This is a genomic window from Tamlana sp. I1, from assembly GCF_015355625.1.
Classification (GTDB): domain Bacteria; phylum Bacteroidota; class Bacteroidia; order Flavobacteriales; family Flavobacteriaceae; genus Pseudotamlana.
The window spans coordinates 109,601-130,607 of record NZ_JACLAF010000008.1; the positions used below are offsets into that span (position 1 = coordinate 109,601).

The following is a 21,007-nucleotide window of genomic DNA, read 5'->3' on the forward strand; positions in this document are numbered from 1 at the left end:
AATATAAATAAATCGAATTATGTACGACATTGTTTTATCACTACACTCATATTGGGCCTATTTAGTGCTTATTGTTTTAACCATTACAGCTGTAACGGCTATTTTTAAAACACTAGGCGATAAGGAATATGAAAATAATGATTTCAGACGTGGTTTATTCACTTTAATCGTGTCGCATATTCAACTATTAATTGGTTTAGTCTTGTATTTTGTATCGCCTCGTTTTGAATTATGGAGCGAATTAGGAGGTAAAGTGATGAGTAATTCTTTAGCGCGTTTATACCTTGTAGAGCACCCTTTTATAAATATTTTAGCAATTGCTTTAATTACTATAGGGTATTCTAAACACAAAAGAAAATTAACTTCTAAAGCAAAACTTAAAACCATTGCTATATTTTATTCCATAGCTTTAGTATTATTCTTGTCTAGAATTCCTTGGAGTACTTGGTTGGGGTAAAATTTAATCGCCACAAATAATTTCATTAAAAACAGTTGAAGCTGTAGCGTCTTTCAAATCATGTTTAGTTTCTTGAAAAAGTAAAAACTGGTCGATTCCATGACCTTTTGATCTGCCTGAAACTTCCATGGTGTATTCACGGGCACTATCAAATTGCACATAGATGTTATGGGCATCATTGTCAGACGTACTGGCTTGCCATTTAAAATCTAAGTCATTTCCACCTCTGTAAACCTTGAACCAGCCATCTTTCGAGGAGCCGTTAGGGTTTGGAGTTTTATCTGTGTCTTTAGGGTATATTTTTAGATCATTTTTTTCGGCATAAAAATCGCTTGCATCTGCAAATCGTAACCAAGAATCGTTATGCTCAGTGCCATTGTCACCTTCAGTAACTGCCGATTTCCATATAAAACGATAGATGCCAGGAGTTTTAATGTTTAGTTTAAAACTTACTACATCAACCCCTGGTGAGTTAAATAAATCAGATCCTTGCCATACAACATATTTACCGCCAGAAACTTCGTTAGAAGTAACAAATTTCCAGTTGGTAGCGTCACTAAATGCACCATTTTCAAATTCAATTTGTATGAATGCATTGGTTTCTTGAAAAATATAATTCGAAGGGGTTTCGCAGATTGGCTGAGTTATATTTTCATCTTCTGAAGTGTTTTCGTTGTCCGAACTGCATGAAACGAATATTCCTCCCAACAAAAGGAGCATAAGTAGGTTGATTTTTTTAATAGTCATAAGTAGTTTTTAATTTGGGTATAATTTTGAAAATTAAATATTTTAATGAAGAACACAAAAAGAACTCTCAATTTGTTTGAAGCCTCTAAAAAATTATTCAGAATTGAATAGGTTTCAGTTTAAAGCGCTTTAATAAGATAAATATATACAGGAAAATGGTCGCTAAATCCATGGCTAAAACCTCCGTTAGACCAGCTTCTAAAGGGGTAACCTTTGTATTTTCCTGTTTGCTGGATTAAATAGTTATTGTTGTAGATTCCAGCTTTGTAAAAGTTTAGTTTGGAATAATCTTTATCAAGCAATGGTTTTGTAAGCATAATTTGGTCGAATAAACTCCATGAATCTCGATAGGCGGTGGTTCCTAAACCATTTTTGTAGAAGTTCATAAACGGATTATAAATTCCTTTTAAGCCTACTTTGTTTTTGTTTTTTTCAGCTTTTAATATAGATTTTATGCTTCCGTTATTTGGGTTGTCGTTTAAATCGCCCATCATAATTATTTTTGCGTACGGGTCTATAGCTTGTAACGAATCTACAAGGTGTTTGTTCAGTTTTGCAGCGGCAATACGTTTTGGTCTGCTTCGTGCTTCACCACCGCGTCTGGATGGCCAATGGTTTACAATAATGTGAATCAATTCATTTTCAAGTTTTCCACTAACCAGTAACTGGTCTCTTGTGTAAATACGTTTTGAGGTTGTTTCATCATAAATTTTAAGTTCATGACTACTAGATTGTAATGGTTTAAAAATATTTTTCTTGTATAAAAGCGCCACATCGATGCCACGCACATCTGGCGAATCAAAATGCACAAAGCTATATTCATTTTTTCCTAACAAAGAATCGTTTACAAGTGCTTGTAAAACAGCTTCATTTTCAATTTCACAAACCCCAATGAGGCTTGGTGTGTTCTGTGTAACATCTGCGCCAATATCAGCCAAAACACGAGCCATATTGTGTAATTTCTGTTTGTAAGCCTCGCCGCGGTTTGTTTTAATTTCCATAATCGGACTATACTCATCAAACTTATTAGGGTCGTTTATCGTGTCGAATAAATTTTCTAGATTATAGAAAGCCACTGTGTGAATTTTGAACCTTTTTTCTTGTGCATTTAAGACCGTGAATAAACTTAGAATTAGAAAATAAATGATAAATTTTGATTTAGACATGTTTCTGAAATACAGTGTTTTAGTGTTCTGTTAAGATGAAATCACAGTCAAAGTTAATGTTTTTACAATCAACTTTGTAGGTTTTTATTTCTTATAAGTTAATATTTTTCCTATTTTGGTTTTAAATATTTTATGTGAGTAAAACTTTACTGTTTGTTTTAGGGGTCTTTTTTTCAATGTGTTGCCAGGCACAAACCACAGTTATACAAGGAAGTGTAAAAGACAGCGAATCTTTAGAAGTTCTTGAAGCTGTAAACATACATTTAGAAGGCACTGATTTTAAAACAGCAACCAATAATTTAGGTGAATTTATATTTGATAAAAATTTGCCATTGGGCGAACAAATGCTGATTGTTTCTAAATCAGGCTATCTTACAAAACGTTATCCCATAATTGTAAATGAAGGAAAAACGGTAAATATTACCGATATGGTTTTAAACCGAGATTTGTCTGCAAACAATCTATTTACAATCACTTTATCCGATGACGAATTAAACGACGACACCAATGCCTCCGATAATATTTCTGGACTTTTAGCAGCTTCTTTAGATGTTTTTCAACGCACGGCTGCTTTTGAATTTAGTGCTTCTTTTTTTAGAGTTCGTGGTTTAGATTCTAACAATGGTTTGGTTCATATTAATGGTATTGAAATGAATAAAACGTATAACGGCAGACCACAATGGAGTAATTGGGGCGGTATTAATGATGTGCTTCGCAATCAGGAATTGTCTATGGGCTTGGCACCTTCAACCTATAGTTTTGGAGGTGTTTTAGGCGCCACAAATATAAATGTGCGTGCCTCTCAGGCTAGGCCAGGTGTGCGTTTTACCTATTCGTCGTCCAATAGGAGTTATTCTAATCGTATTATGGGAACTTATGCTTCAGGATTGTTGAAAAACGATTGGGCGTTTACCATTTCATTAGGGCGACGCTGGGGTAATGAAGGTTATCAAGACGCAACTTTATACAGTGCAAATTCATTTTTTACTTCCATAGAAAAGAAATTTTCAGAGAAACACAGTTTGAATCTTACAGGAATTTACACGCCTAATTTGCGTGGAAAATCATCACCAAACACCCAAGAGGTTTACGATTTAAAAGATATAAAATACAATGAGTATTGGGGGTTTCAAGAAGGTGAAAAACGCAATTCTAGAATTAAAGAAGTTAACGAGCCTATTGTAATGTTGAATCATTTTTGGAATATCAATTCTAAAACATCATTAAATACAAACTTAGGATATCAAACTGGGAAGCTAGGAAATAGCCGTTTGGATTATAACGGAACCGATTTAATTGACGGCATGCCGCAAGGTGGTGGGGCAAACCCGAGTCCGACCTACTACCAAAAACTGCCAAGTTATTTTGAACGCAATTTCCCTGATGATTTAGACCCTGCTTATCGCGCTCAAAAAACATTTCAGAATGATGGGCAAATCGATTGGAACGCTATGTATAATGCCAATTTGAATAATGCACAACAAGGCGGTAATGCCATTTATGCCTTATATGAAGACCGCGTTGATGATACCCAATTTACAATGAATTCTATTTTGAATAAAAGTATTAATCAACATGTAAATTTCGATGCATCGGTGAGTTTTAAAACATTAAAATCTGAAAATTTCGCCAATGTGTTAGACCTTTTGGGAGCTTCAACCTATTTGGATGTCGATGCTTTTGCTTCAAACATCAATGAGGCTCAAAACGATTTGTTGCATCCAAATAAACTGGTTGGTGTGGGTGAAACCTTCAAATATCATTATAATATGTATGCACAAACATGGAGCGCATTTGCACAAGCCACATTTTCCTATCGTGTTGTCGATTTTTATATATCAGGTAGTTTTAATAGCACTTCATATCAGCGGGAAGGGTTGTATCAAAATGGCGGATTTCCTGATAATTCATTAGGAAAAGGTGAAAAATTAAGCTTTATAGGCTTTGGGGCAAAGGGTGGATGCACTTATAAATTTTCAGGAAAACACCTGTTTAATTTCAATGCGGGTTATATACAAAGGGCTCCAAGCATTCAAAATACCTTTTCAAACTCCAGAGAAAACCATAATATCGTTCCTAATATTTCCGAAGAAAAAATACAATCTGTCGATGCCAGTTATATTTTTCGGTCTTCCATGGTGCAGGCCAAATTAACGGGCTATTATACTAATATAAGCAATGCCAATGAGATCGCTTTTTATTTTGCCGATGGTGTAGGTGGCGATAACGCGGTTTTTGTTCAGGAAATTTTACAAGGTGTTGCTAAAAAACATGTTGGAGCAGAATTAGGGGTTGAAGCTCAAATAACGTCAACCATAAAATTAAAAGGGGCAGCTTCTGTTGGGCAGTTTACCTATGCGAATAACCCCAATTTAATGCTTACCACAGAACCTGATGACGATGCTGTTGCAGCTGGATTTGTAGACGGAATGAAGGATTTTGGTGAAACAAAATTGAAGCATTACAAATTGGCAACAGGACCACAAAACGCCTATTCTGTGGGATTCGAATATCGTGATCCCGATTTTTGGTGGTTTGGGGCGACAGCGAATTTCTTTTCAAATATTTATTTAGATGTGAATCCCTTAACGCGCTCCTCTAATTTTAATACCGATTTTGACGGCAACGTGTTTAACGATTACGATGAAGATTTAGCCAAAACCTTATTAGAGCAAGAGCGTTTTGATGCTTATATGGTTGTGAATTTGGTAGGTGGAAAATCATGGAAATTGAGTAAATATTACGTTGGTATTTTTGCGAGCGTCAACAATCTTTTAAATCAAATTTATAAAACAGGTGGTTTTGAGCAAGCTAGAAATGCCAATTATAGGGAATTACGCGATGATAAAGCTTTGGAAACGCCCGTTTTCGGGCCCAAATATTGGTATGGTCGCGGAACCACATACTTTTTGAATTTAAATGTTAGTTTTTGAAAAATGTAGAAATCATGAAAAAAATAAATCATCATAGAATTTTAATATTACTGATTATTTCGGCGCTTCAATGGTCATCTTGCGTAAAAACGGATGATTATGAACTGCCTGATGTTTCAATTGATGATTTTGAAGTTTCAGCAGATAAAATAACCACATTTAAAAGTATTAGAGCGTTATACGAACAGGCTGTTAACGGAGGGAATTCAACTGTAATTGTGCGTTCTGAAACCGATTTATACATTGAAGGTTATGTAGTGTCTTCAGATAAATCGGGTAACTTTTTTAAAGAATTAATCATTCAAAATAAAACTGATGCAAGCAATCCTGATAACGACCCGAGATTAGGTTTTCGACTAGATGTGAATGTGAGTAATTTGTATGAAACCTATCAATTCGGACAAAAAGTATATGTAAAAATGAATGGTTTAACCATTGGCGAAACCAGTGGTGTAATAAGTATAGGTAAAGGAAATGGAGTTTCGGTTGAACAAATTCAAGCTTCAGAATATAAAAACATCATCATAAGAACCAGTGATATAGAAACGATTTCACCTAAAATAGTTCGAATAGAAGATTTAACTGAAAGCGATGAGAATACACTAATTCAGTTAGAAAACATGCAGTTAAACCGATTTGAAATGGGCGCCACTTTTGCTAGCGAATCTTTTGATGAATTTGATGGTTTTCGGGTTTTAGAAAGCTGTGATTCTGGCGTTTCCATGATGTTGCAAACGAGTACTTATGCCGATTTTAAATCGCTAGTCGTACCGCAGGGAAAAGGCCAGGTAACCGGCATTTTTTGTAGAGATTATGGCGACGATTTTAATGTTTTAGCAGTAAATAGCTCTAAAAATGTGGTTTTTGAAAGTCCTACACGTTGTGATCCCTTAGAGCTAAATTGTGGTATTGCTTCAGCTTTTGGAACTGGAAATTTATTAACTGAAGATTTTGAAGCTCAAAAAAATAACAAACCCATAGAAATTGAAGGATGGACGAATTATATGGAAGCAGGAACCCAAGCTTGGGAAGGCTATTCTTCAACATCTTCTAATGCCTCTTTGGGGAGATCGGCACGGTTTCAAAGTGCGAGTTCTGGAGACACGAGTAATATAGGTTGGTTAATTACACCAGCGATTAATTTAGATGCTCAGGATGGTGAAACACTTCGTTTTAAAACCTCAAATAGTTTGACCGATTCTAGTTTTATGGAAGTGTTGTATAGTTTGGATTGGGATGGAACAGAAGGTGGGGTCACTGAGGCAACCTGGGGCGTATTATCAGCAGCTTATGTGGTAAAGGACTCCGATTCTTTTGTGCCTTGGTTTAATTCTAGAACTGTAGATTTATCTTGTGCTACCGGAACCATGCATATTGCTTTTAAATATACGGGCAGCGGACAAGAATCTTTTGATGGGGTTTACGAATTGGACGATATTCGCATTGATTATGTAGAATAGTTTTTACCTTTGAGGATTATTTAAAGACCAAAATGACCATATTCGATAGCTTATTCTTTCATTTTTTTCAATATTACAAAACCAAAAAAGGTAAAAAAGCCAACCGTATCGCGACTTTTTACGTCACTTTTTTACAATGTAGTTTGCTATTGCTTTTAGGGGTGTTTTTTGCTGGATTTTTTAAGCAAATGAACGTGGCAACCATGTCGGCAACCAAGGCATGGATATTATTCACATTGGTTGTTATCTTCATATATTTTAAAAACTGGATGCAGTACGGCGGTAGAAAACGCAAAATATTAAATGCCAAAATGCTTAAAAACAGAAAATTAGGCTACAATATTTGGGTGCTTTGGTTTTTGCCTATGGTTATTTTAGGTTTGGCTTTTGTATTGTCTAAGGCTATTTAGTTTATTTTGTCTAGCTCATTTTTTATAGAGTCGCTGTTTTTTGATAGATATTTCCTGTTTTCAACTTCAATATCATTTTAAATAATCCAAATTTTATTCTTAAATTTGTATCTAAGTAGATACAGTTTTTATGTTCTTTATTGAGAAAACAAATGAATTTGACATAGGGCTAAAAAAATAAACACATAAAAATGGGAGCTTCAAGATTTGAAATAGCAGATTATTTGGATAGTAAAGAAATGATTGCAGAATATCTTAATACCGTTTTAGAAGAAGGAAATAATGCAGATATCATAAATGCCATTGGGCATATTGCTAAAGCTATTGGAATGACAAAAATAGCGGAAGAAACAGGTTTAAGCAGGCCTAGTTTATATAAAGCATTATCTGATGGCGCTAAACCTCAGTTTGCAACAATTATGAAAGTATTAAAAGCAATTGGAGGTCAAATTCAAGTGCATCCAACTTCTGTCTGAAGCATTGCTACACAAAGTCATTGTGTTTATTATTGTTTACCAACATTTTATTATTGCGGTTAATATCTTGTTGAAAACATAAAATTAATCTTAAAAATTTCAGTTTTTATTTTCACTACTTTTAGCATAGAATTTGGTTCTAAAATTAGGCGTCGTACTAATTAGGATTAAAAGGGAATTGGGTGTAAATCCTGAACTGTTCCCGCAGCTGTAAGCTCTTAAAAGGTGTTACATTCTTTGGTCACTATTTGAAAAAATCAAATGGGAAGACGTAATTACTAGAGTAAGTCAGAAGACCTGCCTCTTTCTAAATCATGTCCAACTTTCGGGAAAAAAGTTGCTGGCACAACATCATCCAAATAAAGGATATCTGTACCAATTTGACTATTTATTAATGTTTCGATAGAACTTGGTTTTATCGGTAATACTATCGTACTATGTATTATCACAATATACACATGGCCTTGCAGGAAGTGCCTGGAGAAATAAGTGTGTGTTTTAGTATTAGTGGTTGCCAATTACAATGTGAAGGTTGCCATTCGCCATTTCTATGGAAAGCCAAAACTGGTAAAAAATTAACTGAAGCTATTTATTTAGAAATTTTAAATAAATACAAAGGGTTAGCAACCTGTGTCTTATTTATGGGCGGCGAATGGCACCCCGAAAGGCTTGCATATTATTTAAAAATGGCTCGAAATAAAGGCTATAAAACGTGCCTTTATACAGGAGAAGACGCCATAAATCCTACTGTTTTGAAAAACTTAACCTGGTTGAAAACAGGGAGTTGGCAGGCAGAATTAGGTGGTCTTGATAGTTCTACAACCAATCAGAAATTTATAGAAGTACAATCCAATACCCAACTGAATCATTTATTCATTAAAACCCCATAAACTCATGATTAGATTAAGCCAAGAACAAATTGATCAAAAAATTAATTTTATTAATAACTACATCGGAGCTAGCAATGCTGCCGATGGTTCAAAAATGGATGCCAATGCCAATGTGTCTTCAAAAAACGTGGCAACCATGGAGTTTGAACTTAATAAGGATATTAATATTCAAGTGAATCGTCAGCTTTTAAAAAATAAGATCGCCGAACTTTTTGGTGAAGACTTATCTAACGAATATGTCAGGCAAATTGAAAGTCATGAAATATATATACACGATGAAACTTCTCTAAAACCTTATTGTGCCTCTATTAGTATGTACCCTTTTTTATTGGATGGTATGACGAATTTAGGCGGAGAAAGCAAAGGGCCTAAGCACTTAGAGAGCTTTTGTGGTGAATTTGTAAATTTAGTTTTTGCGGTAAGTTCCCAATTCGCTGGAGCTTTGGCAACTGTTGAATTCTTGCTGTATTTTGATTATTTCGCAACTAAAGATTATGGTGTTAATTACTTGGAGACCAAAAAACAAACCATCGACAATCACTTACAACACGTAGTTTATGCCATAAACCAACCCGCAGCAGCTAGAGGTTATCAATCGGTGTTTTGGAATATTTCTTTATATGATGTTGAATATTTTAACAGCATGTTTAAAGATTTTGTTTTTCCAGACAGGACGCCTGCTTCTTGGGCAGGATTAAAAAAACTGCAAAATTATTTTATGTCTTGGTTTAATAATGAGCGCGAAAAGGCTGTGCTTACATTTCCAGTTGTAACGGCTGCCATGCTTGTGAAAAACGGAAAGCCTGTTGATGCAGAGTTTGCAGACATGTGCGCAACCGAGTTAAGTGAGGGCAATTCGTTTTTTATTTATCAATCTGAAAGTGCCGACAGTTTAGCGTCTTGTTGCCGATTACGTAACGAAATTAGCGATAATACCTTTAGTTATTCACTTGGTGCAGGCGGTGTTTCAACGGGGTCGATTAATGTGATTACCCTTAATATGAATCGTTTAATTCAGCAAAATAAAAATCTTAAAGAAGAAATTTCTAAAATTCAAAAATATCAAGTAGCCTACAGAGTTTTAATTGAAGACTACAAACAAGCGCATTTATTACCCGTTTACGATGCGGGCTTAATTTCATTAGATAAACAATTTTTAACTATTGGAATAAATGGTATGGTTGAAGCTGCTGAAAGCTTAGGTATAAAAGCAGAAAACAGTACTGTATATAAAGAGTTTGTGAAAAAACAGTTGAAAATTATTTTTGATGCTAACAAAGAAGCTAAGAAAACCTATGGGTATATGTTTAATACTGAATTTGTTCCTGCTGAAAATTTAGGAGTAAAGAATGCTATGTGGGACGCCGAAGATGGTTTGTTTGTACCGAGAGATTGTTACAATTCGTATTTTTATCCTGTTGAAGATCAATCTATAAATCATCTGGATAAAATTATTTTACACGGAAAAGAAATCATTCAGTATTTAGATGGCGGCTCGGCACTACATTTAAATTTGGAAGAAGCTCCCAATAAATCTGGATTTTTAAAACTTATTGAAGCTACTTCTATGGCAGGTTGTAATTACTTCTGTTTTAATATTAAAATAACCATTTGTAATGTTTGTGAGCATATAGACAAAAAAACACAGCAACAATGTAATCAATGCGGTTCCAAAAACGTCGATCACGGCACCCGAGTTATTGGGTATTTAAAGCGTGTTTCTAATTTTAGCACACCACGCCAAAAGGAACATGGCTTAAGGCATTACCATAAAGAACCATCTAAAGTTGTAGCATAAAGTTATAATTATAAAGTGATCACTTCTTAAAAATCGCATAAACTGGGAAGTGGTCACTATAACCGCCGTTATATTTTGTGCCCACATAGGTTCTAAACGGCTTGCCTTTGTAAGGGCTTATTGAGTGTTTTTAAAAAATCAGGTTGAAAATGGAGTATGTTTGGATAAGTTCATTAAAGGATATTAACTTTATGATTTTTAGAAGTAAAATTTGAAGACATTTTAAAATTGTATAGGTTTAAGCAGGCCTAGTTTATATAAAGCATTATCTGATGGCGCTAAACCTCAGTTTGCAACAATTATGAAAGTATTAAAAGCAATTGGAGGTCAAATTCAAGTGCATCCAACTTCTGTTAGAGTCAATTCTCTGCCGTACATCTTGAATTTATAGGTGTCGTAATTAATGAATAATAAAACCTTTCTATTTCTGTATAATTAACCCTTAATATTTTATTTTTGATTAAACCTTAAGCTTTAAACAATAAAAATATGAGTAATAAAGTGATTAATTTATTTGGAAACGAATTCGTTCAAAATACAGGTGTAAAATATTCTGAATTATTAGAGCAGTTTATTACGCCTTTTGCGAAGGAGTTTACAGATGTTGAATACTATGAAGATGTTTTTGAGTTTGCAATAAACGCTTGGAATATGGCTAATATACAGGCTGTTATGCCAGAGGACGAACTCGACAAAGCTATGAAAACGGTTGAACAAGAAGGCACAGACTTGTCTTTATTGAAAAAAATGGTAGCTCATAAAATTAAAAAGTATAAAGCGTATACTAATTTTATAGTTGATTATGAATTTGTAGATGACAAAACAGGCAAGAATCCTGTGTTGCGTGTGGTGACTCAAGAAAAGGATACCTATTTAGCGAGCATGTTCAATCAAATGGAAGATGACGATTTGGATATACAAGAGGAATTTGAAGAGAATTATATTAACCGAAGTGCTATTATTATAAAGCCCAAACAACCTTTTTTAGATTGGTTTTCTGATTTGAATCCTGAAGATGATTTTGAAGATGAGTTAAAACAAACTAATATTTATTTAATTGATGAAGACACTGAGGATGTTGAAAAATTTCTTAGAAAGAAATTTGATAAGTTTTTTAAAATGGAATTAGAAGAGTGGCATGATAATAAAAAAGAATGGCCTCAAAAACGTAACTACAAAATGTTTAATCTTTGGTTTCAAGTTGATGTGTCTGAGATGATTTATGATATCGAAAAACGACCTGTTAAAAAATCAGAATATTGAACAAAATGAGCCGTATTTAGCTAAGGGTGATTCGACAGAATTGGTTGAATTTTATAGCGAAAGAATTACAAATTACGTTGAATATTATGTGGGTAGAAATCGTAATCAATAATGCCATGAAAAAAGGTGGCATTTCGGAATAATTGTTACGATTACCAATCACTTCTTAAAAATCGCATAAACGGGGAAGTGGTCACTGTAACCGCCGTTATATTTTGTGCCCACGTAGGTTCTAAACGGCTTGCCTTTGTATGGGCCGCTGAATGTTTTTAAAAAATCTTCATCAAAAATATTAACGGTACTAAATTCATAAGCATTTTCGGAAGCTTTAAAAAAGTTGGTCGAAATTAATATTTGATCAAATAAATCCCATTGACGATTGTAATATGTAGAGCCACGGTCGTAAGAGCGCAGGGTTTCCATAAGATTATATAAACCAGATGTTTTAACCAATTCTTGAATGCCAGGGTTGTTCGAGTCTTCATTAAAATCGCCCATAACTATAACTTTGGCGTTTTCATTGGCAGCTCGCAAATTAGAAATAATCTCGTTAACCTTACTCGCAGCCATAAGGCGTTTGGGTTCCGAGAGTACTTCGCCTTCGCGTCTAGAGGGCCAATGGTTAACAATAACATGAATTTCTTCACCATCTAAAAGTCCTGTAACTAATAAAATGTCTCTTGTAAAATCTGGTCGCCCATCATCATGAAGGAGCTCGAATCTAAAAGGTTCAGAAGCGGTAACTTCAAAAGCATTTTGGTCGTATAGCAGCGCCACATCTATACCGCGTTCGTCTAACGAGTCGTAATGTACATAGCTGTAATTGTAGTTTTCTAAGTGTTTCGAATGAATTAAATCGGTGAGCACTTTCTCGTTTTCAATTTCGGCAACACCAATTATAGCAGGGTTTTTACCTGTTTCACGACGGCCTAAATTTGAAATGGCATAACCCAATTTTCTAAGTTTGTTTTCATAACGTTTTGGTGTCCATCGTCTTTCGGCAGTGGGCAAAAAATCTTCATCATGCGTATATCGGGCTTTTCGTAAATCGAATAAATTTTCAAGATTATAAAAAGCAATCGCTTGCATGTCGTCGCGAACGGGAATATCTTCAAAAGGGTCTGTCATAATTCAAAAATAGGATTAATTATTCAAAAATGCAGGCATTCTTAATTTTTGGGATTATGTTTTGCAAATGGTGTTTTCAGAAGGCAAAAACAACGGAATATTTTATTGTGGTAATAAAATACTTTTTCATTTATAATGCTTGCAATTATGTAACTTTGTAGTAATATATTATTTATATGATAGAAAAGAAAGATGTTGCTTTAGAACGCGCTGTTTTAATAGGGGTTATTACAAAAGAACAAGATGAAGCTAAATCTAAAGAATATTTAGATGAATTGGAGTTTTTAACCTTCACTGCTGGCGGATATGCCGTAAAACGGTTTACTCAAAAAATGGACATGCCCAATCCTAAAACCTTTATAGGTACAGGGAAAATGGAAGATGTGCGCCAATATATAAAAGATCATGATATTACCACAGCCATTTTTGATGACGAATTATCTGCGGCTCAAGAACGTAATATTAGTAAAATTCTCGAGGTTAAAGTTTTAGATAGAACCAATTTAATTTTAGATATTTTCGCCCAACGTGCCCAAACCAGTTATGCTAGAACGCAGGTGGAATTGGCACAATGCGAATATTTACTACCTCGATTACGTGGTATGTGGACCCACCTTGAACGCCAAAAAGGGGGTATTGGTATGCGCGGACCTGGAGAAACCGAAATAGAAACCGATAGACGTATTGTTCGTGATAAAATTGCCCTATTAAAGGAGCGTATTAAAACCATTGATAGACAAATGGCAGTACAGCGTGGTAACCGCGGAAAAATGGTGCGTGTTGCGCTTGTAGGTTACACCAACGTTGGGAAATCAACCTTAATGAACGTGATAAGCAAAAGTGATGTTTTTGCCGAAAACAAACTTTTTGCAACTTTAGATACCACGGTTAGAAAAGTGGTGATTCAAAATTTACCGTTTTTATTAAGTGATACGGTTGGGTTTATTCGCAAGTTACCAACCCAATTGGTTGATAGTTTTAAAAGTACCTTAGACGAAGTTCGCGAAGCGGATTTATTGCTGCATGTGGTTGATATTTCACACCCTAATTTTGAAGAGCATATTGCTTCGGTTGAAAAGATTTTAGGTGAAATTAAAAGCGGTGATAAGCCTACCATCATGGTGTTTAATAAGATTGATGCTTATCAAGCCGAACCTATTGATGATGACGATTTAGAAACCGAACGTACCGAAAGACACTATACTTTAGAGGAGTGGAAAAGTACTTGGATGAGCAAAGTAGGAAACAATGCTTTGTTTATTTCTGCATTAAATAAGCAAAACTTAGAAGATTTTAAAAAACGTGTGTATGATGAAGTTCGAGAAATTCATGTAACGCGTTTTCCATACAACCAGTTTCTTTATCCAGATTACGAAGACGAATTATAGTTTGTAAATTTGTTCTTATGAATTGGATAAAAAAAATACTTCAGAACAAATGGATTAAAGGGTTACTAGTTTTAGGAACAGCCGTTTTGCTGTTTCTTGTAGGCCTCTATTTTAGCATTTATTTTGGTGTTTTTGGAAAAGTACCATCTACTGAAGATTTGAGCTCCATTATTCAAGAGGAATCGACCGAGGTTTTAGATAAAGATGGTGTTTTAGTTGGTAAATATTATATTTACGACAGGCAGCCTTTAACTTTTGAAGACTTTCCGCAGCATCTTATTGATGCTTTGGTCGCGACCGAAGACGTGCGTTTTTTTAAACACGATGGTATTGACAACGTAAGTTTAATGCGTGTGTTTATTAAAAGTATTTTGCTTCAAAAAAAATCGTCTGGTGGCGGAAGCACCATAACGCTTCAGTTGGCAAAAAACCTGTTTGGAAGAGACGATTATGTCTTGTTTGGCATTGTTATCAATAAATTTAAAGAAAGTATTATTGCCAAACGTCTTGAAGAAATTTATAGCAAAAACGAAATTTTAACCCTTTATCTTAATACGGTTCCGTTTTCTGATAATACTTATGGGATCGAAAGTGCCTCCCGAAAATTTTTCAATAAACCAACACAAGAACTTAGTATTTCAGAGGCTGCAACCCTTGTTGGAACTTTAAAAGCGAACAGTTATTTTAATCCGAGATTGCATTTAGAGCGTTGCCAAGAACGACGCGATATGGTTTTATCTCAAATGGAAAAATATGGCTATTTGCCGCAAGATTCTTTAGATGTAATTACGAACAAGGATCTGGTTTTACATTACCGTTCGTTTAATCATGATTTGGGCATAGCGCCCTATTTTAGAGAAAAGGTTAAAGAGGAATTATCGGCTATTTTAGATAGCATTAAAACGCCGGAAGGTACACGTTACGATTTGTATAAGGACGGCTTGAAAGTGTACACAACTTTAGATTATAAAATGCAGCAATTGGCAGAAGAGGCCATGAAATCGCATATGTCTAAATTACAGCATGATTTTGAAGCTTCTTATGGGAAATCGGCTCCATGGCTAAAAAACGACAAACTGATAGACGCCGAAATTAAAAAATTACCGATTTATAAATCTTATAAAGCACAAGGGTTAAGTGAGTCGCAAATTCAAGATTCTTTAAATGTTAAACGCCCAGTGGAACTGTTTAGCTGGACAGGCGACACCATTAAAAACTTAAATGTTCGCGATAGTATTAGTCATTATTTAAAACTTTTAAACACCGGATTATTGTCTGTCGAACCAAGTACAGGAGCTGTTCGTGCTTATATTGGAGGCATAGATTTTAGGTTTTTTAAATACGATCATGTCTCACAAAGTGAACGCCAAGTAGGATCTACTTTTAAACCTATCGTCTATACAGCAGCCATAGAAAATGGTATGGATCCCTGTACTTATTTTTCTTTAGCTGAAGTCACTTATACCAATTATAAAAATTGGACGCCAAGTAACTCTGGCAGTAATGAAGATGATGTTTACGAGAACTATTCTTTAGAAAAAGCTTTAAGCCATTCGGTAAATACCATTGCTGTAAAAGTGTTAAATAAAGTTGGAATTCATAACGTGATTACTCAAGCTGAAAAAATGGGGATTTCAAAGGAGTTGCCTAACGAGCCTTCATTAGCCTTGGGTGTTGCTCAAATGACTTTAAAAGACCTCACACAGGCCTACACCAGTTATGTAAATAATAGTCATCCAGCAAAACCATATTTTATCACTAAAATTGAAGATAGAAATGGCAACACAATCGCTACTTTCGAGCCAGAAATTGCCAAAAATGAAGCTTTTAGTGCGTACACACGACAAGTTTTATTAGAAATGATGCAATCTACCGTTAACGAAGGTACAGCAAAACGCTTACGAAGTTCTTATCATTTAAAAAATGCCATTGCTGGAAAAACTGGTACGACCCAAGATAATAAAGATGGTTGGTTTATAGGGATTACACCGCAGTTAGTTACCGTAACTTGGGTTGGAAACGATAACCACAGCATTGGTTTTAAAACCACAGGGATGGGACAAGGCGCTAATTCGGCATTGCCAATTTTTGGTGAATTTTATAAAAAATTAAACGCTGATACTACTTTTCATACTATTACGAAAGCTCGTTTTGAAAGTCCTTCCGAGCAGGTTACTTCCGACTTAAATTGCGAACCAGAAAAACGTGATGGCTTTTTAAAACGCTTGTTTAAAAGTAAGCATAAAAAGAAAAAGTTTAAAGGGGATTAGGTTTCAAAGAATCAAAGTAACATAGTTTCTTAAACTTAATATTTTTTCTTCTATTGAGATACTGTCCTCTGCAGTTTTGTAACTCTGAATAACCCTAAAGGAAAAAAAGCTGCAAAGTTCTATAGATATTTTTTGTCTATCCATAAAACTTTGCAGCTTTGATACTCTGTAACTTAGATGCTTTCTAATTAAAAGGCATAACTTAAACCAAAGGTCCAGTACGATTGTAAGTCGTTATCAACGTTGTCAAAAGTAGCATTTGTATCGCCTTCTGTGTTAATAGCGTAGTTTAATGCTTCTTGTTTATTGTCTCTTAAACCAAACTCAAAACCTAAACCAATTCCTTTCCAAACCTCGTATCCAAAAGCATTTGTCCAAGTCCAGTTAGATAAATTGGAGCTTTTGTAAGATTGAAACATCGATAAGTTAGAGTTTAATTTTAGTTTTCCGAACGATTTAGCATAGTTTGCTACAAGTTTAGCACCTAATGAAGAATCGAAAATGGTTTTCTCGTTACTAAATACAATATTGTAGTTTAAAGGGTGTACAACCACCACTAAATCTGAAATTGGAGTCCATGTAAAACCAATACCTAAATCTAAATATCCAGGATCGTTAAAGTTGTTTAACAAGGTTGTTCTATATTCACCTAAAGTAGAGGCAGCAAGGGTCTTGCTAATTCTATAACCGTAAAGTGATGTGATGGTAAAAACATCGGTAGCTTGTCTAAAATCATCATCGTCATTTGGGTCGTCTTTATCATCGAATTTTACCCAGCTCAGGTTGATGTTTGCTGTATTATACCAGAAATATTTTTCTCTGTTTAATTTTGCATAAGGATTAACTGTAATGGTTACGTTACCTGCAGAATTGTTTGGCGTTCCTTGGGCGTACCAGTTGCTAAATTCAGATAAATTAGCACCAATAGTACCAAAAGCACCATAGTTCCATCCTGGGAATTTATCAATTTGTTTTTTAAGGGCATCAACTTCCGATTGTAGTGCGCTAATAGAATCTTCTTTAGCTGCTTTTAAAGTTTCTAATTCTTCTTTAGTTTGTGCATTTACAGAAACAAGACCCATAAATAAGGCACAAATTAATAGCGTTTTTTTCATTGTTTTCAGTTTTAATAAGGGATTAATTATAAAGTAATTTTTAAGTGTTTTTAAAGTATGTTGTTGAAGGCCCTTTTATTTGTTTTTATATAGGGGAACAGACGAGCAAGCTTCGCCATACATAATAGATTTTACTACAGGCTGCAATTTGTTAGCCAACATGATGTATGCATTTTGTGGCACAGGTTTGTTGGAACAGCCTTTAATTATAATAGGTTTTCCTTCAAATTCTGAAACATCCAATTGATTAATCACGTCTTGGTATATAGACGTTTCAAGATGGTCTAAACTGCCAACAATAATCTTTTTAGCAACAGGTTGCAATTGAATACTAAGCAGCATATAAGCCCAGCCTGGAATAATAGCATCGCTGCTACAGGTTAAAGCCACATAGCTGTCTTGGTATTGACTCCAATCGTAGTTGGCCACTTGGTCTCTAAAGTCTTTTTCACGAAGCACAAAACCTTCGTAAAGCCAGTCTTTAATATCAAATAATACACGGTTTCCTTTAGGATAATAATCCTCAAGATTTATCGTGATTAATTTGCTGTTTGCAACGCGATTGATGATTTCATCAGCCATAAAAAGTATGTAAATTTAATATGCCGTTAAGTAATTTTATTAGAAGAAGTCGTACTAGCTAATTGTTAATTTTGACTATTGACTATTGACTATTGACTATTGACTATTGACTATTGACTATTGACTAAAAACTATAAACCAATAACTAATAACAATCAACCAAAAACCATCTCTAAAGCATCCCCAATTCCAATTTGGCTTCTTCGCTCATTAAGTCTTGAGTCCAAGGCGGATCGAAAGTAATTTCAACTTCGGCACCTTTTACTTCGTCAAGAGATTTTACTTTCTCTTCAACTTCTAAAGGCAATGTTTCTGCTACAGGACAGTTTGGCGTTGTTAAAGTCATTAATATTTTAACATCGTTGTCTTCATTTACAAAAACATCGTAGATTAAACCTAATTCGTAAATATCTACAGGGATTTCCGGATCGTAAATGCTTTTTAAAACATTTACTATTTTTTCCCCTAATTCTGCGGTATCTATTGCTTCACTCATGGTATTAATGTTGATGCGTTAATTTGTTAATGCGTTTAATTGTTTATAAAAACAGTTAAACGAAAAACGATTAAACTAATTTAACTGTGTTTGGTATGCAATGGCATACATTTTTAATTGTTTTATCATGCTAACCAAGCCATTTGCTCGTGTTGGCGATAAATGTTCTTTAAGTCCGATTTCGTCTATAAAACCAGTTTCCGAATTAATAATATCTTTTGGATGTTGGTTAGAGAACGCACGAACCAAAATAGCAATAATGCCTTTGGTAATAATAGCGTCGCTATCTGCCGTAAACACGAGTTTGTCACCTTGCATTTCGGCATGCACCCAAACTTTACTTTGGCAACCTTTAATAATATTGCTATCGGTTTTGTATTGGTCGTCAATTAAGGGTAAATCTTTCCCTAAATCAATCATATATTGGTAACGCTCTTCCCAGTCTTCAAACATTGAGAATTCGTCTATTATTTCGTTTTGGATTTCTTCTATACTCACAATCACTAATTTTATGCAAAAATACAATAAGAAATGTTGCTATTCAATGTTTTCGGAAATTGATAGCAGTTCTTTAACGAATGCTTCTATTTCTTTGGGCGGATTTCCATGATCGAAAGGTGCCGATTCGTAAGTTTTTCCGTTTGAAGTTATTTTTAAAATGGCTTTTGAAGCCCCGTCAAAAAGAAATTTTTTACTTGGAACTTCAAGTTCTGAAAGCGTTTCCAGAGGAATGCTTTTAGAAAGGGTTAATAACTGTTCCCAATCTGAAGCTTTTAGTGGTTTTGAAGCCTCTGATTTTCCGCGTTTTTTTGAAACTGAAATTGAGTTTTTGGAAATTTTTATTTTACTGAAAGCATTACGGGATGAAGCTACATACTCAAAAACAATGGTCTTTTCGGTAAATTCTTGTTGTTCTATGTTTTTAGATGCTTTTGAAGGTTTTGCGGTACCACAAGATTTTAGGCTAAAAACACACAGTAGTAAAATGCATAGTATTTTCATAAACGGATTGCTTTTATTATTCCGGCCAGAAGAGGAATCTTTAGATGTGTTTTAAAAGATGCTTCATTCTGCTGCGCTATATTCTGAATGACAAGTTCTATTTTGTTTTGTCATGCAGAAGGAGGTACGACTGAAGCATCTAAAATACTTGTTGTTAAGACAACATCATTTTTGCTTTTTTAACGCCTTCTACTAAAAGATCAATTTCAGTCTTGGTGTTGTAAAATGCAAGCGAAGCTCTAACCGTTCCAGGAATTTTATAATAATCCATAATAGGCTGTGCGCAGTGGTGTCCTGTTCTTACAGCAATTCCCAACTTATCTAAAATAGTACCTACATCGTAAGGATGAATGCCTTCTAAATTAAAAGAAATTACTGATGTTTTCTCTTTTGATGTTCCGTAGATTTTTAAACCGTCGATTTCTAATAATCTCTCTGTGGCGTATTCTAGAAGCTCGTGTTCATAAGATGCAATGGCATCAAAACCAATGCTGTTCATGTAATCTAGAGCCGCTCCAAAAACGATGCCTCCCGCGATATTTGGTGTGCCAGCTTCAAATTTATGAGGCAAATCGGCATAGGTTGTTTTTTCAAAAGTGACCTCGGCAATCATTTCGCCACCACCTTGATAAGGCGGTAATTTTTTTAACCAGGCTTCTTTTCCGTAAAGCATGCCAACGCCTGTTGGGCCACACATTTTATGCGCAGAAACCACATAAAAATCGACATCTAATTTTTGAACATCTGGTTTTATATGCGGACTCGATTGTGCGCCGTCAATTAAAACAGCAGCACCTACTTGGTGTGCTTTTTCAATAATATATTCTATAGGATTTACGGTGCCTAATGCGTTTGAAACGTGATTTACAAAAACTAGTTTTGTGTTTTCTGAAAGTAATTTATCAAATTCTGCCATAACCAATTCCCCTTCTTGGTTCATTGGAATGACTTTTAAATTCGCACCCGTGCGTTCGCAAAGCATTTGCCAAGGCACAATGTTTGAATGGTGCTCTAGTGCTGAAACGATAATATCATCACCTTTTTTAAGTAGTGTTGAAAAGCCGTTTGCTACTAAATTAATGCCGTGTGTTGTTCCTGAAGTGAAAATAATTTCATGGGAAAACTTGGCGTTAAAATGCGCTTGAATTTTGTAACGTGCCTGTTCGTACAAATCGGTAGCTTCCTGACTTAGCGTATGTACACCACGATGTATATTCGCGTTGTAATTTGAGTAATAATCTACAATAGCATCGATAACCTGTTTTGGGGTTTGCGATGTTGCGGCATTGTCAAAATACACTAAAGGTTTTCCGTTTACTTTGCGAGAAAGTATCGGGAAGTCTTTTCTTATGTCTTCTACATTGAACATGGCGGTAAGGTTTAGCCCCGATAGTAGCGGCATCCTTTTTTGTTTTTCTCAAAAAAG

At 34.9% G+C, this 21,007-nt stretch carries 20 protein-coding genes, 1 pseudogene and 1 riboswitch; of the genes and pseudogenes, 11 read left to right on the forward strand and 10 right to left on the reverse strand.

The features are described 5' to 3' along the window. The first annotated feature begins 19 nt into the window (after window positions 1-19). Window positions 20-457, forward strand: coding sequence for a hypothetical protein (locus H6X70_RS08745; RefSeq protein ID WP_194767298.1), 438 nt, complete (start codon window positions 20-22; stop codon window positions 455-457). 3 nt (window positions 458-460) lie between these two features. Here the strand turns inward: H6X70_RS08745 and H6X70_RS08750 are convergent, their stop codons facing one another. Together H6X70_RS08750 and H6X70_RS08755 are read right to left on the reverse strand one after the other, a co-directional pair. Next, window positions 461-1,204 carry a hypothetical protein gene (locus H6X70_RS08750; RefSeq protein ID WP_194767299.1) on the reverse strand — a complete coding sequence of 248 codons (744 nt, stop codon included), beginning with the start codon at window positions 1,202-1,204 and terminating at the stop codon, window positions 461-463. Window positions 1,205-1,323: 119 nt separating this feature from the next. After that, window positions 1,324-2,370, reverse strand: coding sequence for an endonuclease/exonuclease/phosphatase family protein (locus H6X70_RS08755; protein ID WP_194767300.1), 1,047 nt, complete (start codon window positions 2,368-2,370; stop codon window positions 1,324-1,326). A gap of 134 nt (window positions 2,371-2,504) precedes the next feature. Here H6X70_RS08755 and H6X70_RS08760 point away from each other — a divergent pair, with 134 nt between their 5' ends. The 6 genes from H6X70_RS08760 to nrdD all read left to right on the forward strand — a co-directional run bounded on the left by H6X70_RS08760 (window position 2,505) and on the right by nrdD (window position 10,337). Next, the gene (locus H6X70_RS08760) at window positions 2,505-5,303 is read left to right on the forward strand and encodes a TonB-dependent receptor (RefSeq protein ID WP_317171463.1); all 2,799 of its coding nucleotides are present in this window, start codon (window positions 2,505-2,507) and stop codon (window positions 5,301-5,303) included. A 14-nt stretch (window positions 5,304-5,317) separates the two neighbouring features. Next, a complete protein-coding gene (locus tag H6X70_RS08765; protein WP_194767301.1) occupies window positions 5,318-6,763 on the forward strand; it encodes a DUF5689 domain-containing protein in 1,446 nt (481 codons plus the stop codon). Window positions 6,764-6,795: 32 nt separating this feature from the next. After that, entirely contained in the window at window positions 6,796-7,173 is a 378-nt protein-coding gene (locus H6X70_RS08770) for a hypothetical protein (RefSeq protein ID WP_194767302.1), read from the forward strand. Between the two features lie 191 nt (window positions 7,174-7,364). Beyond that, window positions 7,365-7,649 (forward strand): addiction module antidote protein, encoded by a 285-nt coding sequence (locus H6X70_RS08775; RefSeq protein WP_194767303.1) that lies wholly within the window; start codon window positions 7,365-7,367, stop codon window positions 7,647-7,649. A 130-nt stretch (window positions 7,650-7,779) separates the two neighbouring features. After that, window positions 7,780-7,969: riboswitch (cobalamin riboswitch) on the forward strand. Window positions 7,970-8,086: 117 nt separating this feature from the next. After that, on the forward strand, window positions 8,087-8,539 hold the full coding sequence (gene nrdG, locus H6X70_RS08780; RefSeq protein ID WP_194767304.1) for an anaerobic ribonucleoside-triphosphate reductase activating protein: 453 nt from the start codon (window positions 8,087-8,089) through the stop codon (window positions 8,537-8,539). A 4-nt stretch (window positions 8,540-8,543) separates the two neighbouring features. Then, window positions 8,544-10,337, forward strand: a complete 1,794-nt coding sequence (nrdD, locus tag H6X70_RS08785) for an anaerobic ribonucleoside-triphosphate reductase (protein WP_194767305.1) — start codon at window positions 8,544-8,546, stop codon at window positions 10,335-10,337. A gap of 19 nt (window positions 10,338-10,356) precedes the next feature. Here nrdD and H6X70_RS17055 read toward each other — a convergent pair. Then, window positions 10,357-10,449: pseudogene (locus tag H6X70_RS17055) on the reverse strand (hypothetical protein); the annotation flags it as partial. A 120-nt stretch (window positions 10,450-10,569) separates the two neighbouring features. On the opposite strand from H6X70_RS17055, the gene H6X70_RS17060 reads away from it, so the two are divergent. Both H6X70_RS17060 and H6X70_RS08790 read left to right on the forward strand, forming a co-directional pair. After that, entirely contained in the window at window positions 10,570-10,728 is a 159-nt protein-coding gene (locus H6X70_RS17060; RefSeq protein WP_410529863.1) for a DNA-binding protein, read from the forward strand. A gap of 98 nt (window positions 10,729-10,826) precedes the next feature. Beyond that, window positions 10,827-11,600, forward strand: coding sequence for a hypothetical protein (locus H6X70_RS08790; RefSeq protein ID WP_194767306.1), 774 nt, complete (start codon window positions 10,827-10,829; stop codon window positions 11,598-11,600). Window positions 11,601-11,759: 159 nt separating this feature from the next. Here the strand turns inward: H6X70_RS08790 and H6X70_RS08795 are convergent, their stop codons facing one another. After that, window positions 11,760-12,728, reverse strand: a complete 969-nt coding sequence (locus H6X70_RS08795) for an endonuclease/exonuclease/phosphatase family protein (RefSeq protein ID WP_194767307.1) — start codon at window positions 12,726-12,728, stop codon at window positions 11,760-11,762. A gap of 176 nt (window positions 12,729-12,904) precedes the next feature. On the opposite strand from H6X70_RS08795, the gene hflX reads away from it, so the two are divergent. Both hflX and H6X70_RS08805 read left to right on the forward strand, forming a co-directional pair. After that, on the forward strand, window positions 12,905-14,116 hold the full coding sequence (gene hflX / locus H6X70_RS08800; protein ID WP_194767308.1) for a GTPase HflX: 1,212 nt from the start codon (window positions 12,905-12,907) through the stop codon (window positions 14,114-14,116). Between the two features lie 17 nt (window positions 14,117-14,133). Then, window positions 14,134-16,386, forward strand: coding sequence for a transglycosylase domain-containing protein (locus H6X70_RS08805; RefSeq protein ID WP_194767309.1), 2,253 nt, complete (start codon window positions 14,134-14,136; stop codon window positions 16,384-16,386). A gap of 188 nt (window positions 16,387-16,574) precedes the next feature. On the opposite strand, the gene H6X70_RS08810 is transcribed toward H6X70_RS08805, so the two are convergent. The 6 genes from H6X70_RS08810 to H6X70_RS08835 form a co-directional block, all read right to left on the reverse strand. Continuing rightward, window positions 16,575-17,501 carry a DUF3078 domain-containing protein gene (locus H6X70_RS08810; protein WP_194767310.1) on the reverse strand — a complete coding sequence of 309 codons (927 nt, stop codon included), beginning with the start codon at window positions 17,499-17,501 and terminating at the stop codon, window positions 16,575-16,577. A gap of 75 nt (window positions 17,502-17,576) precedes the next feature. After that, window positions 17,577-18,083 (reverse strand): DUF2480 family protein, encoded by a 507-nt coding sequence (locus H6X70_RS08815; RefSeq protein WP_194767311.1) that lies wholly within the window; start codon window positions 18,081-18,083, stop codon window positions 17,577-17,579. A gap of 172 nt (window positions 18,084-18,255) precedes the next feature. Continuing rightward, window positions 18,256-18,579: an SUF system Fe-S cluster assembly protein gene (locus tag H6X70_RS08820; protein WP_194767312.1), complete on the reverse strand. Its 324-nt coding sequence runs from the start codon at window positions 18,577-18,579 to the stop codon at window positions 18,256-18,258. 75 nt (window positions 18,580-18,654) lie between these two features. After that, window positions 18,655-19,077: a SufE family protein gene (locus tag H6X70_RS08825; RefSeq protein WP_194767313.1), complete on the reverse strand. Its 423-nt coding sequence runs from the start codon at window positions 19,075-19,077 to the stop codon at window positions 18,655-18,657. 39 nt (window positions 19,078-19,116) lie between these two features. Then, window positions 19,117-19,581 carry a hypothetical protein gene (locus H6X70_RS08830; protein ID WP_194767314.1) on the reverse strand — a complete coding sequence of 155 codons (465 nt, stop codon included), beginning with the start codon at window positions 19,579-19,581 and terminating at the stop codon, window positions 19,117-19,119. Between the two features lie 154 nt (window positions 19,582-19,735). Beyond that, on the reverse strand, window positions 19,736-20,950 hold the full coding sequence (locus H6X70_RS08835) for an aminotransferase class V-fold PLP-dependent enzyme (RefSeq protein ID WP_194767405.1): 1,215 nt from the start codon (window positions 20,948-20,950) through the stop codon (window positions 19,736-19,738). Between the last annotated feature and the right edge of the window lie 57 nt (window positions 20,951-21,007).